The organism is Nocardia sp. (assembly GCF_025465275.1).
Taxonomy (GTDB): domain Bacteria; phylum Actinomycetota; class Actinomycetes; order Mycobacteriales; family Mycobacteriaceae; genus Nocardia.
Map to the genome: position 1 here is coordinate 1 of NZ_JAODNK010000104.1, position 12,932 is coordinate 12,932.

A 12,932-nucleotide genomic window follows, 5' to 3' on the forward strand; every position below is an offset into this window, starting at 1 on the left:
CGAACCCCCGGCCAGCTGTACGTGTAACACTGGCGAAACACAGCCTTGATTGCGGGGAAACACCGCGTCCATACCGTCTGGTCGCGACGAACCCATGCAGTAGAACTGGCTGGGAACCGATCCGTAAGGAGTACTAAGTGGCGTTCAGCACGGCCGACGAGGTCATCAAGTACATCAAGGAGGAGGAGGTCGAATACGTCGACATTCGTTTCACCGACCTCCCCGGTGTGCAGCAGCACTTCTCGATCCCGGCGAAGGCTTTCACGGCCGACCTGGCTGAAGAAGGCCTCGCGTTCGACGGCTCGTCCGTCCGCGGCTTCCAGTCGATCGATGAGTCGGACATGCTGTTGCTGCCCGATTTCAGCACCGCGCAGCTGGACCCGTTCCGTGCCGCGAAGACGCTGAACCTGAACCACTTCGTGCACGACCCGTTCACCCGCGAGGCCTACTCCCGCGACCCGCGCAACGTTGCCCGCAAGGCCGAGCAGTACCTGGCCTCCACCGGCATCGCGGACACCTGCTTCTTCGGTGCCGAGGCGGAGTTCTACATCTTCGACTCGATCCGCTACGACTCGAAGATGAACGGGTCCTTCTACGAGATCGACTCGGTCTCGGGTTCCTGGAACACCGGCAAGGAGCGCAACGCCGACGGCTCCCCGAACCTTGGTTACAAGGTGCGCAACAAGGGTGGTTACTTCCCGGTTGCCCCGTACGACCACTACGTCGACCTGCGCGACAAGATCTCGACCAACCTGCAGAACGCGGGTTTCACCCTCGAGCGCGCCCACCACGAGGTCGGCACCGCCGGTCAGGCCGAGATCAACTACAAGTTCAACACGCTGCTGGGCGCTGCTGACGATCTGCAGCTGTTCAAGTACATCGTGAAGAACACCGCGTGGCAGGAAGGCAAGTCTGTCACCTTCATGCCGAAGCCCCTCTTCGGTGACAACGGCTCGGGCATGCACGCCCACCAGTCGCTGTGGAAGGACGGCAAGCCGCTGTTCCACGACGAGGCCGGTTACGCGGGCCTGTCGGATCTGGCGCGTCACTACATCGGCGGCATCCTGCACCACGCCCCGTCGCTGCTGGCGTTCACCAACCCGACCGTCAACTCGTACCACCGCCTGGTGCCGGGCTACGAAGCCCCCATCAACCTGGTGTACTCGCAGCGCAACCGCTCGGCCGCGATCCGCATCCCGATCACCGGCGCCAACCCCAAGGCCAAGCGCATCGAGTTCCGCGCGCCTGACTCCTCGGGTAACCCGTACCTGGCCTTCGCCGCCATGATGATGGCCGGCCTGGACGGCATCAAGAAGAAGATCGAGCCCCAGGCTCCGGTCGACAAGGACCTCTACGAGCTGCCGCCCGAGGAGGCCAAGAACATCCCGCAGGCCCCCACCTCGCTGGCGTCGGTCATCGACCGCCTCGAGGAAGACCACGACTACCTCACCGAGGGTGGCGTGTTCACCACCGACCTGATCGAAACCTGGATCGACATCAAGCGCACCCAGGAAATCGCCCCGGTCAACCTGCGCCCGCACCCGTACGAGTTCGAGCTCTACTACGACGTGTAAGCCTGACCTGCGCGTTTACGCCTAATTCGGGCGTTTGGTACGCAGTGGGTACGCAGTAGACGAGATTGAGTCCATCCGCGTTGTGATCACTTCGGCGATCACCAATCGGGTGGACTCGTCCGTATCCGGCCACAGATGCCCATACGTGTCGAGAGTCGTCTTGGCGGTTGCATGCCGCATCCGCGCCTGGACGACCTTGATGTTCGCGCCGTTGCCGATGAGCAGCGACGCGAGGTAATGGCGCAGGTCCTGAAAACTGAATTCCTCCGGCAAGCCCGGGATGTCACCGCGGACAGCACGGATCGCGCGATCGATCTGCCAGGGCGGTACCGGCTCGCGGAATTCGTTGCATACCATGCGCTCGCCGGGCCACTGCTTCACCGCCGCCGACAGCATGAGTGCGAGTTCGTTCGGAATCGGGATCGGTGCTTCGGATCCATCGGTCTTCAGTGGTTTGGCCGGCCACTGCTGCTTCGGGTGCACGATGCCACGGATGAAGTCCACATCAGTCACCCTGAGCCCCGAGACCTCGGCTACGCGCAAGCCCGCGAACGCACCGAGCAGGATTGCCGCCCGCAGATGTTCGGGCACCTCGTCGTGTAGCGCCCATACCTGCTCGGTAGTGGCGCAATAGACCTTCTGTCTCCCGGCGGGCGGCGAGGTCCGCTTGGAGCACGGGTTGCGCACCAGAATTCCGTCCAGTACAGCGTCGCCGAGAATCTGCGAGAGACGGGAGTGCAATGCGTAGATATAGCTGGCCTCGTGCTTGCGTTCCTTAAGCTTGGCGGTCCACGCCTTGACCATCGACGGTCGTATCGCCGACAGCGAAATATTTTCGAACTCCGCTTTGATCTGTGCGATGTGCGTTTTGGCCTGCCGGACTGTGCTGTCGCGGTGCACCGCATAGCCCTTGATCCACTCATCGCACCACTCCCCCACAGTGCGTTGCGCATCGCGCGGTGAGACGTGGGTGCCATGCACCAGCGCCGCCAGCTGCTTGTCCAGCCAGGCTTGTGCGTCCACCTTGCGGGTAAACCGCTGGGTGTGCTCCTGACCGGTGTCATCGACGTAGCGAGCCCGCCACCGCTTACCGGTACCGTGCAGCTTTGATGGAACGCGCCGGACTTTGCCGCTCTCGTCGCGTTCTTCTTTAGACCAGAGATCTTCGACTCCGGCCCGGCGGTTTCGTCTCGCTGTCATTAGCTACACCCTCGGTTATCTCGCTGTCGGTGGTCAGACTTTGTCTAGAAAACTGGACGGCGAACCGTCGAATGACGTTGCCGCGCTGCGCTACTGCGCTTGCTCCGATCAGCAGTCCGGCCGCCCAGCGCTGCACTCGGGCAACGACCGGACGGCCGGACGACTTCTGATGTCAGACAGCCTTGCGGCTCGGCTCAAGAGCCTCTGCGGCCTCCTGCTCCGTAATCCACGTCAGAATTGCGCTCTCACGCCAGACCCGACGCCGCCCGAGCTTGAAACTCGGCGGCTTGGTCCGGTCACTCATATGCGCCCAGTAGCGCCATGTGGCGGCCGGAATACCGGTAAGTGCTTCGCAATCCTTGGCCTGCAAGTAGCGGTCGGTGTTCATATCGGTTCTCAGCTTTCGTAATCAGTTGAATTGAGGAAGCGGCGAAGCGAGGAAGGCGACAGCGGGCGACGTCGACTGGACATCGCTGTCCAATCCCGTCGAGTTCCTGTCCAGCGCGGCTCGGTCTCTATACGCAAGCGTCGCCGGGCCGTCGCCCTGTGGACTCCCCCGCAGCAGCGGGGTACAAGTCCCGAAGTTCGTTGCAAGACAGGACATTTATCCTGCTCGCGGGCACAGGTGTAGTCCGTCACCTCGGAGTAGACAGGGCGGCCGCGCAGTGTCGCCAGCCTGGACAGCGATGTCCAGTCCGTGTCGCCTGCGGACACTAAGGCGACAAGTCTTGTCCCCCGCTGTCGCTTCGACGTCGCCTGAGCGGCAACCTGCCGTCCAGGCGTGCGGACACTCTGCCGCCCCACCTGGACACCGGTGTTCACCGCACGGGGGCAACTGGACACGAGCGTCGCGATGTTTTCGCGAGGAGCAGGCCGGATCATCGCTCCACTCCATCGCGGCCGTCGCGTACGAGAACATCCACCAGGGCACTACCGGGCTGATATCCGGCGAGTGCGGAACGCGTCGGCTCCGGCGCCGGCACCCAGCTCATCAACTCTCGCATCCGCGTCTCAGTGACAGCGTTCACCCGTGGCTCGTACTCGGCTTCCATATGCTCACGAACTGCTGTGAGCGGCTTGGCCGCAGCCGGTGCAGGCAGCTCTTCCGGAATCGAAAAGCGTCGGCCGGTCTCCTCCGTCATATCGACCCACCGCCAACCTTCTGGCGTCTGCTTCTCGGGCCACAATTCGGACTCGGGAACACCGACCGCGACGGATGCCGCCTGCCGGTTACCCGACCACGGAACCCAGCCGTTCGAAACCCACCGATCGACGGTCTTCGGGGACACTTGCACTTTCTCGGCCAGCTGCTCACGGGTCATGCCTGCCGCAAAAATGGCGTGACGCAGGCGCGAGTTCTCAGCTTCCAGCCGGGTCCGCTGAGCAGACCCCGACTCTGACCACAACTGCGATTGCGCGGTCCCCAACTCCTTTGCCACCGCGTATTGGTGCGCAGGATACGGAGTCCGGCCCTTGGTGATCCACCGTTCAACGGTCTTCGGATCGACGCCGATCTTCTGCGCCAGCTGCTCGTTAGACAATCCAGCATCCAAAATCGCTTGCCGCAGTTGAGCATTGGCGCTCATCGTTCCCACCCGCCACGATCGTGGCCGTCGCCACGATCCGCCAGAGCGGTGCCCGCCCGATAGTCCGACAGTGCCGACCGCCCGACAGTGCCCGGCATCGAGTTCATCAACTCGGCCATGCCTGCCTCCTGCATGGCATCGAGTTCACTGCTCATCGCGAAATGCACCGCCTGAGCGTCACGTCGCGCCTGGACACGTCCCTCCCGGTCCGGGTGCTTTGCGCGCCATACCACGTCGAGTTCATCGAGCGAGGCGTTACCTGTTGAGCTGGAAGGGATTTCAGCTCCCCGACCGGCCTGCGCCTCACGCTCGGCATCAGCACCGGCGGGGCCAGTGTTGATGCCAATCTCGCGCAGCTGTCGATTCATCTTCTCGGCAAGCTGCCGCTCTGCCCATCGTGACCACACCTCCGATGGGTTCGGAGGCGGCGCGATCTCTTGATAGCCGATCTCCTCGGGGGTGACCGAGCGTCCGGCCTTCTCGCCCAACGCCGCAGCCAAGACTTCCAACGTGCGCGGCCGGGGGCGGTTCCGACCGGCGATATACCGGGCCACGGTCGTATGTGTCGGCCGTACCGGCTGGCCTCCGTCCTGCTGGCTGCATTGCTGCATCCGATGCGCCAAGCCCTTGTTGCTGATCTGCAGATCCTTCATGACCTGCGCCAGCCGTTGGTTCGGCGATAACTGCCGTTCTACACTGGACATGCTTCTGGGACCTTCCGTCCTGAAGTGAATTGGATTGCTGAAGCGGCTGTGAACCGCTTTGGTGCTTACTCCCCGGTGGCTAGACACTGCCGGGGAGTTTTTTGTTGCAACGTCTCCAACGTTGTCAACTAGGTCAATCATAGGTCACTCAGTTGAATGGGACAAGGGATGGACGTGGGTGACGCTGACTCACCCCCTACCATTGGGGCTATGACCGAGTCTGCTGCCTCGTCGAAGTACCAGGCCATCGCAAACGACCTTCGAGCGAAGATCGCCACCGGCGTCTTTGAAGTGGACGGTTTGTTGCCGACGAAAGCCGAACTGATGGCGCAGTACAGCGTCGCCCTCAACACTGTTGACAGGGCTTTGGACGTGCTGCGTGACCTTGGCCTTATCGAGTCTCATCAAGGTGTCGGTACGTTCGTTCGCGCGAAAGAACCGGCACAAGAGGCGGATCTGCAAACCCGCGTTCAGCGACTTGAAACTCAGGTGGCAAAGCTGTTCGAGCTGGCAGGGCATCAACCTGCCCCGCAAAGCGACGAACCACAGTAGGTTCAACGCTCCCTGCTCGCCTGAGTTCTGTGTCATTCATCCAGAAAAGCCCACCCTGTATAGCCAGCGCACCATGTGAAACCCCATGTGCGACAGCGCTGCCCGATGCGAACAGTCATCCTCAGCGATAGCCAACACCTTGGGCGTATCATCACCCAAGGTCACGGACATCGTGAAAGAGGTGGGTCGATGAGTGAACCGAACTCCGAGCTCCGCGAACTGATCAGCGAAGCAGGCGTCTCCTGGGCTGGGCTCGCGAAGCGTATCAACGACCTCGGCGCCGACGAAGGCGAGGCACTCCGGTACGACTACACCGCGGTGAACCGATGGGTGACCAAGGGGCAGAAGCCTCGGGGCATAACGCCTATTCTCATTTGTCGAGTGCTCTCCGAGCGACTCGGCCGGCGCATCCGTCCGGCTGACATCGGAATGGAAGGATTCGAGTCTGTGGCATCACGCGGCCTCCAGTACCCACATGACCCGGAATCGAGTCTTGAGACGATTCAAGATCTGGGCACCGCCTACGCGAGCGGGCAGTTCAGCGCCCCTTTCATCCTCGCGGCGCTCGCCGCACCGAGTCGTGACTGGCTACTCTCGACCTTCGAAGAAGTCTCGTCCGACCGTGGTCCCCGGGTAATCGGCATGAACCAGGTTGCAGGCATCCGGAACATGTTCAGCCTGTTCCAAGAGATGGACGTCATGAGGGGTGGCGGACATGCGCGGACGGCGCTGATCAGCTACATGAATTCGACCGTAATTCCGCTGATAAGGCGCGAACACGAGCGAGACGTCCAGCTGGCGTTGTACGACGCGGCGGCCGAACAGGCATATCTGATCGGCTGGATGGCGTACGACGACGGCGAACACGGCTTAGCCCAGCGATACCTTATCCAGGCACTCCGCCTCTCCCAGGCCGCAGAGAACCCGGTTCTTGGCGCACACGTTCTCGCTGGGATGGCCGATCAGGCGAATCTACTGGGGCACAAGTACGAGGCTGTCGCACTGGCTCGCGCCGGGATGCACGGGATCACCCCGGGGAACTCCCCTGCCTGCTACGCCGATCTCGGGATTCTTGAAGCACGAGCCCTGGCCAGCCTCGGCGATGCAACGGCCGCGAACAAGTCGATCGCTCGGGCAGAGCGCATCTTCAACACGGTTGATCATGATGCCGAGCCCGAATGGGCTCGATTCATTGACCGTGCCTACTTCTTCGGAGAGGCCGCGCAGGTCTTTCGGGATCTTGGCCAACCGACCGAGATTGATCGATTTGCGAACCTGTCGATCGCGGAATGTGTCGAACAACGGCGAGCTCGGCGAGGAAGCCTAAGCCAGGCCGCAGTAGCAGCAGCGTTCTTGCAGCGCAACGAAGTTGAAGCGGCAGCAGATCGCGGCAAGATCGTCATACAACTCACTTCGACTGTCAATTCATCGCGTTCGCTGGAAGCCGTGACGGACCTTCAGCGCAAACTGCGGCCGTACGCGAGCGTGCCGCAGGTGCAGCAGTTCAACCGGGACGCATCGCTGAAACTGGGGCTGGTCGCATAACCGCCGGCGGTTTGGCGCTCCTCGGGGCGATCTGCTGTCTCCTCTAACGCCAGATCGGTGTCTCCAGGAGACGGATGCCGTCTCCTCGGTCGTCTCCAGGAGACGGGTTGGAGACGGCAGGAGACGCTGAGCCGTCTCCTGGAGACACGGTGGGTGTCAATACCTGATAGGTATCGAAATCCATTGCGCGCCTGGCTTGCTCGGGATTTCCTGACTGCGCCAGTGATCGGATTTGTAATGCCGGACCGCTGCGTGAGTGCAGCTGGACTACGGCACGTTTTGGTCGGCAGCCGATCGGTACGGCCCGATCCTTACCTCTAGCAGCATGTTTGATCGATTCGAGTCGCGGGCATTTTGCCGCGAATTGGCTGCACATCCACGGGCAATATGCGCTCTGCGCTCTTTGATGCAACGTAATAGCTGAAACAATGCACGCAACAGTCGACGCCGCGACCATGGCTATAGCAGCTGTTATCTCGACCCAGTTCCCACCCTGGCGGATCTCCTAGACTGTCTCCTCCGTCGTCTCCTCCGGGCGCTCGATCGTCTCCTCCAACCATTCGGTTGCGTTGCACTGGACTCGATTCGTCTCCTCCTCTGACTCAGGGAGACGGCCAGCCGCGAGAGACGACGGTCGGTCGATGTCTTCCATCGGCAACGGCGCGCGCGGTCCGTCACCAGTCTTCCGGATCGATGAAAATCACCGCCTAAGAGGTGGATTTCACGACTCACCCCTGTAACCACCGATCAGGGTAGGCGATCCTATAAAAGGCTCCCCTGCAACAGGATTGATGCGTATGCCTCAATCATTCGGGTTGATGGGTACGGCTCAATACATGGCTCACCTCTTATGCGGTAGAACTGAAATCCTCTCGGTACGAGGGAATCACGAGATCCGGAATCTCGAATGCGGTAGTCCTGCCGGCAGATCCTCGCCCGCCCCTCTACGTGTGGACCGCAAGCGGTGGCGGGTTCTTTGTCCCTGGGTGGTGGCGCTTGCGCCAACGCCGGGGCAGGCCACCGGCCTGCCCCTTAAAGCCTGCTCTTCTCGCGCAGAGGCTCGCCTGTCAAGGGTGGCCGCAGGCCATCGGCGAAGCCGACGCCGCAGGCGCCCTTGACCGGTGAGGGGCGCGGGAACACAATGCAGGCGACACCACCCAGGGACACACGGCCGCCAGGCCGTGCGAGCTCTTCCGCGGGCTCGACCGCGCACCCCCTCGCATGCCGTCACACGCGCTGCGGCTCGTGTTACGAAATCCCTGCGGCCGCCGACATCTCGACGTTGATGCGTATGCCTCAACCCGGTATTGATCCATAAACATCAACTCGTCCACGATCGACGCTTGATGCATATGCGTCAAAACACCCGCTAAGCGGTAACCGGCCAGACACACGAAGGCTGCGATACCGCCCCCGGCACAACACGTCTCGGCGATCACGGACAGTCCCGGTCTCTAGACCGCCACGCACGTCCATGAGTCGACCAGCTGGAAGCGCCGCCGAAGGCAAGGCGATCCGTATACCAGCCCAGCCACTCGCTAACTTTCCGATACCTACCCAACGCAACCACTTCTTTTTCTCTCTACCACCACACCAACTCTCTTCTCTCACTTCACTTCTTCTTTTTGATTTTTGATTACTCCCCACCCCCACCCAGTACGACATCTCGTTGAACACGAAGTGGGCGATGAGATGTCGTACTGGGTGGGGGTGGGGAGTGAGCAGAAATCATGTCCTTAACCCCAGCTCAGACAGGGTTGGTGTCGTGGTCCGTGGCGCGAAAAACCCGCACCCTCTTGTATGCCTGATTCGCGGGTTTCTCGCGCGTTTTTCGCGCCTCGATCACGCCCTGATCGACTGCCGATCAGCCGATGCCGTGACACGAGGGAGGCCCTTCCTCGGCTACGAGCCTGATCACGGCCCGGCGCTTGTTCAAGGGCGCTCCTGCGTCGCGTCGCCTACGGCGATGGCCTAACGGCCACCCTTGAGCAATCACCGATCCGTGTTCACAAAGCCTTCGGAGGAAGGGCCAGGGGAACAGTCGGGGGACATGTCTAGCCGACCACCGACGAGCCGAACCCACCGCCGCCGACAGACGCGATAGCGTGATAGCCCGAGAGACTGCCGAATGCCGAATCAACTAGTGCGGGCAGCATTTCGGTACGCAGAGAGTACGCAGCAGCATCAGCCGCGACCCAAACTCACCCAACAATGCCAACATGGAAACCGCTGGTCAGCGGGACGTATCAACTTCGCCAACGCCAGCAAACGCCCAGGTATAAGTCCGAGCTCTACTACGACGTCTAAATCGTCTGAGCTACAAGCGTTCTCGTGAAGCCCCATCTGCCTCGGCGGGTGGGGCTTCGCCCGTTCCGGGCTGCAACCTCCGGATCGCTCCGACTCAGTCCCCGTTCAGCTCGGGCCGCCCGTCTTCCATCGGGCGCAGGTGGTTGCGGAGTGCAGGACGAATACGGGCGACCTCGGTCGATTGGCGAAACGAGTTGGGGCGGTGCCGCCCGGCAACTGACACCATGTAGCCATGAATGAGCTTGGTGCTCCGGTTCTGTATGCCATCGTCACCGGTTCTCCCGCTGCGCGAGATGTGGGGAAGCTGGTGGAGTCGGCACAGGCCGAGGGGTGGGTTGTGTGCGTAATCGCCTCGCCGGACGGTCTGCGGTTCATCGATGTGGATGGGCTCGAAGCACGGACCGGGTATCCGGTTCGTAGTCGGTACAAGGACCCCGGCACACCGGACGTACTGCCCCCGGCCGACGCAATGATCGTCGCACCGATTACCTGTAATTCGTTGGCCAAGTGGGCAGCTGGTATCTCTGACACCCTCCCGGTGGGTCTGCTGGTCGAGGCCGTGGGTAAGCGACTGCCGGTGGTAGCGGTGCCGTTCTCGAATCGGGCACAGCTCGGGTTTCCCGCGATTCAGGACGCCGTCCGCAAGCTCTCGGAGTGGGGAGTCACTGTGCACGTCTACGAACAGCACGAACCTGGCACAGGTGAGAACAGCCTGCACCTCTTCCCCTGGGAAAAGTCTTGGCGGGCACTACTCGCGCACCCATGGCACGCAACCTATACATTTGGCCGGTTAGAGACGCATGCTCACGAGGGGAACAGATGATTCAGCGCCGGTCCGTTGGCCGCATTCTCAGTATGGCGACCGCGGGAGTGCTTCCCGCCGTTCTCATTTCAGCCGCCCTCGGCAGCGGCCCCGCCTATGCTGATCCGAACCTGCCGACCGTCTGGTGCTCGCTGAATCTCGGTGACGCAAAGGATGCGGTACTGGCCTCGATGGGCACAGTCGACGGACATCAGGCCGACTCCTGGATGACCGGTCTGGGCGACCAGGGAATGACCTTTGCCGAATGGGACGTGGACAACACGATCTTCCTGGCGACCTTCGACACGAACGATCGTGTCATCAACTTGCAGGCATACGACGGGGAGATCGGGCCGAAGGGCGCGACCAACATCAGCTGCCCGGCCTTTCGCGCCGCGAATTGATCAGTTGGTGAAGGGCATTTCCGCACGACTGACCTGAATCGTCTGACTGCAAGTGTTCTCGTGAAGCCCCATCCGCTGAGCCGGGTGGGGCTTCGCCCATCCGGAGGGATTCCTGGGCACCGCCCGATTCCTTTGGCGACGGGGCATGGTCTACCCCTTCATGAGAACCCAACTCGAAACCCTGGCTCGCGAGCTGATCGACGGCCCGCACTCCGCCATCCTCTCCACCAGCGACGACGAAGGACGGCCGCAGTCGTCGGTGATCTTCGTACTATACGAAGACGACACCGTCGTGTTCAGCACCATCGAGGGTCGCATGAAAACCCGCAATATGAAACGAAATCCGTGGGTCAGCCTGCTCGTCTTGAGCAAGACCAGCAGTCAGTACGTGAATATCCGCGGCAAGGTCGACATCACCGAGGACCGCGAGAAGTTCCACGACCAGGTCTACGGCCGGTACATGGACGGCGCCACGCCCCCGCCCGAGCCCGAAGCCGAGCGGCTGATCGTCCGCATCATCCCGGACCGGATCTACGCCTTCCCGCCGGTGTAGATCCGGTTGGGGTCATCAGGAATCGGCAGCATCCAGGGCGGCGAGGTAGCCGAAGACGAGTCCGGGGCCGATGGTGGCGCCGGGGCCTGGGTACGTGTGGCCCATGACTGGGGCGCTGGCGTTTCCGGCGGCGTACAGGCCCTCGATGATCGAACCGTCCTCGCGCAGGACGCGAGCGGCGGTGTCGGTGACGAGGCCGCCCTTGGTGCCGAGGTCGCCGGGGACCAGTTTGGCGGCGTAGTACGGGCCCTGTTCCAGCGCACCGAGATTCGGGTTCGGGTGGTGGCGGGGGTCGCCGTAGTAGCGGTCGTAGGCGCTTTCGCCGCGACCGAAGTCCTCGTCTCGGCCGGTATGGGCGAAGGTGTTGAAGCGGGTGATCGTCACCTGCAGGGTGTCGGCGGGGACGTTGATTTCAGCGGCCAGCTCGGCGAGGGAATTCGCTCGGGCGAGGGCACCGGATTTGAACCAGCGGCCGGGGAGCGGCTGGCGCGGGGGTAGGCCCGCGAAGAGGTAGCGGTTGCGGTAGCGCTGGTCGAAAATCAGCCAGGCGGGCAGGTTTTCGGCGAGGCCGGCGCCCTGGCCGTTATCGCCGCCGTACATGCGGTGGGTCGCTTCGACGTATGGGAGCGATTCGTTCATGAAGCGTTCGGCGCGGTCGTTGACTATGAGGCTGCCGGGCAGATTGCGTTCGGCGAGGCAGAACCAGGGCTGACGGGGTAGCGGAATGGAGGGCCCCCACCAGGCGTCATCCATGAATTGCACTGCCGCACCCAAGGATTGACCCGCGCGGATGCCGTCACCGGTATTGGCCGCGGCGCCGACGGTCCAGTCGGTGCCGATCGGGTCGCGCTGGTACTGCTTGCGCATGGCCTCATTGTTCTCGAACCCGCCGGCGGCGATCACGACGCCGCGCCTGGCGGTGAGCACCTGCTCGACCCCCTCGCGCTGCACCACTACCCCGGTGACGCGGCCATCGTGTTCACGCAGGTCGAGCAGCGGAGTATCAAGCCACAGCGGCACATTCGCTTCGAGCAGACCGGCGCGCAGCATGGCACTCAGCGCCTGACCGCGAGCGAGCAGATGCTGCCGCAGCACCTGCGCCTTCGCCCAGCGCGCACCGATGCGAAGTACGCGGAAGGGCGCACGCGGGTTGCGCAGTCCCAGGTGGAATTGCCGGAAGTCGGCCTGGGTGGCGACGAAGTTCTTCGGTGCGACCACATAGTCGGGTTCCAGCGTGGCCAGTTCCGCGCCGAGTCCCTTGGCGTCGAACGGTTTCGGCTCGACGGACCGGCCGTGCGCCCGGCCGCCGGGAGCCTCCGGGTAGTAGTCGGAGTACCCCGTCACCCATTTCAGATTCAAGGCCGAGTGCGCGATGAGGAAGTCGAGGGCTTCGGGCCCGCGATCGATATAGGTGTCGATCCGTCCGGCGTCGCCGTATTCACCGACAATGCTGGTGAGGTAGGTGCGGGCGGCCTCGATATGGTCGGCCGGAGCTTGCTGCCGGAGTACCGAATTGCCGGGGATCCACACTCCCCCGCCGGACCGGGCCGTGGATCCGCCCCAGTGCCGCGCCTTTTCGACGATCACGGTGGACAGACCGTGGTGGGCGGCGGTGAGCGCGGCGGCCATACCGGCCGCGCCGGATCCGACGACGATCAGGTCGAAGGTATCGGCATTGTCGTTGTGCATATTCTTCGAATCCTTT

The 12,932-nt window shown here is 62.6% G+C and carries 11 protein-coding genes; 6 read left to right on the forward strand and 5 right to left on the reverse strand.

Annotated elements, in window-relative coordinates; all coding sequences use genetic code 11:
* Nucleotides 1-137 precede the first annotated feature (137 nt).
* Nucleotides 138-1,574 carry a type I glutamate--ammonia ligase gene (glnA, locus tag JWN03_RS24125; protein ID WP_297619273.1) on the forward strand — a complete coding sequence of 479 codons (1,437 nt, stop codon included), beginning with the start codon at nt 138-140 and terminating at the stop codon, nt 1,572-1,574.
* 21 nt (nt 1,575-1,595) lie between these two features.
* Here the strand turns inward: glnA and JWN03_RS24130 are convergent, their stop codons facing one another.
* From JWN03_RS24130 to JWN03_RS24145, 4 genes are all read right to left on the reverse strand, one after another.
* The gene (locus JWN03_RS24130) at nt 1,596-2,774 is read right to left on the reverse strand and encodes a tyrosine-type recombinase/integrase (RefSeq protein ID WP_297619276.1); all 1,179 of its coding nucleotides are present in this window, start codon (nt 2,772-2,774) and stop codon (nt 1,596-1,598) included.
* A gap of 172 nt (nt 2,775-2,946) precedes the next feature.
* Nucleotides 2,947-3,162 carry a helix-turn-helix transcriptional regulator gene (locus JWN03_RS24135; protein WP_297619281.1) on the reverse strand — a complete coding sequence of 72 codons (216 nt, stop codon included), beginning with the start codon at nt 3,160-3,162 and terminating at the stop codon, nt 2,947-2,949.
* A gap of 490 nt (nt 3,163-3,652) precedes the next feature.
* The gene (locus JWN03_RS24140; protein ID WP_297619284.1) at nt 3,653-4,360 is read right to left on the reverse strand and encodes a helix-turn-helix domain-containing protein; all 708 of its coding nucleotides are present in this window, start codon (nt 4,358-4,360) and stop codon (nt 3,653-3,655) included.
* Nucleotides 4,357-5,064 carry a hypothetical protein gene (locus JWN03_RS24145; RefSeq protein ID WP_297619287.1) on the reverse strand — a complete coding sequence of 236 codons (708 nt, stop codon included), beginning with the start codon at nt 5,062-5,064 and terminating at the stop codon, nt 4,357-4,359. Before JWN03_RS24145 ends, JWN03_RS24140 begins: the two co-directional genes overlap by 4 nt.
* 210 nt (nt 5,065-5,274) lie before the next feature.
* Between JWN03_RS24145 and JWN03_RS24150 the strand changes: the two genes are divergently transcribed.
* From JWN03_RS24150 to JWN03_RS24170, 5 genes are all read left to right on the forward strand, one after another.
* Nucleotides 5,275-5,616, forward strand: a complete 342-nt coding sequence (locus tag JWN03_RS24150) for a GntR family transcriptional regulator (protein WP_297619290.1) — start codon at nt 5,275-5,277, stop codon at nt 5,614-5,616.
* A gap of 189 nt (nt 5,617-5,805) precedes the next feature.
* Nucleotides 5,806-7,161, forward strand: a complete 1,356-nt coding sequence (locus JWN03_RS24155) for a hypothetical protein (protein WP_297619293.1) — start codon at nt 5,806-5,808, stop codon at nt 7,159-7,161.
* Nucleotides 7,162-9,700: 2,539 nt separating this feature from the next.
* Nucleotides 9,701-10,291 (forward strand): flavoprotein, encoded by a 591-nt coding sequence (locus JWN03_RS24160; protein ID WP_297619296.1) that lies wholly within the window; start codon nt 9,701-9,703, stop codon nt 10,289-10,291.
* A 32-nt stretch (nt 10,292-10,323) separates the two neighbouring features.
* Entirely contained in the window at nt 10,324-10,674 is a 351-nt protein-coding gene (locus tag JWN03_RS24165) for a hypothetical protein (protein WP_297619300.1), read from the forward strand.
* Nucleotides 10,675-10,834: 160 nt separating this feature from the next.
* Nucleotides 10,835-11,227 (forward strand): PPOX class F420-dependent oxidoreductase, encoded by a 393-nt coding sequence (locus JWN03_RS24170; protein ID WP_297619305.1) that lies wholly within the window; start codon nt 10,835-10,837, stop codon nt 11,225-11,227.
* A 15-nt stretch (nt 11,228-11,242) separates the two neighbouring features.
* Here the strand turns inward: JWN03_RS24170 and kstD are convergent, their stop codons facing one another.
* Nucleotides 11,243-12,916 carry a 3-oxosteroid 1-dehydrogenase gene (gene kstD / locus JWN03_RS24175; RefSeq protein WP_297619308.1) on the reverse strand — a complete coding sequence of 558 codons (1,674 nt, stop codon included), beginning with the start codon at nt 12,914-12,916 and terminating at the stop codon, nt 11,243-11,245.
* Between the last annotated feature and the right edge of the window lie 16 nt (nt 12,917-12,932).

Coding starts and splice junctions, on each gene's coding strand:
- JWN03_RS24130 (WP_297619276.1), bottom strand. CDS start 2,774: ATGACAGCGAGACGAAACCGCCGGGCCGGAGTCGAAGATCTCTGGTCT.
- JWN03_RS24135 (WP_297619281.1), bottom strand. CDS start 3,162: ATGAACACCGACCGCTACTTGCAGGCCAAGGATTGCGAAGCACTTACC.
- JWN03_RS24140 (WP_297619284.1), bottom strand. CDS start 4,360: ATGAGCGCCAATGCTCAACTGCGGCAAGCGATTTTGGATGCTGGATTG.
- JWN03_RS24145 (WP_297619287.1), bottom strand. CDS start 5,064: ATGTCCAGTGTAGAACGGCAGTTATCGCCGAACCAACGGCTGGCGCAG.
- JWN03_RS24150 (WP_297619290.1), top strand. CDS start 5,275: ATGACCGAGTCTGCTGCCTCGTCGAAGTACCAGGCCATCGCAAACGAC.
- JWN03_RS24155 (WP_297619293.1), top strand. CDS start 5,806: ATGAGTGAACCGAACTCCGAGCTCCGCGAACTGATCAGCGAAGCAGGC.
- JWN03_RS24160 (WP_297619296.1), top strand. CDS start 9,701: ATGAATGAGCTTGGTGCTCCGGTTCTGTATGCCATCGTCACCGGTTCT.
- JWN03_RS24165 (WP_297619300.1), top strand. CDS start 10,324: ATGGCGACCGCGGGAGTGCTTCCCGCCGTTCTCATTTCAGCCGCCCTC.
- JWN03_RS24170 (WP_297619305.1), top strand. CDS start 10,835: ATGAGAACCCAACTCGAAACCCTGGCTCGCGAGCTGATCGACGGCCCG.
- kstD (WP_297619308.1), bottom strand. CDS start 12,916: ATGCACAACGACAATGCCGATACCTTCGACCTGATCGTCGTCGGATCC.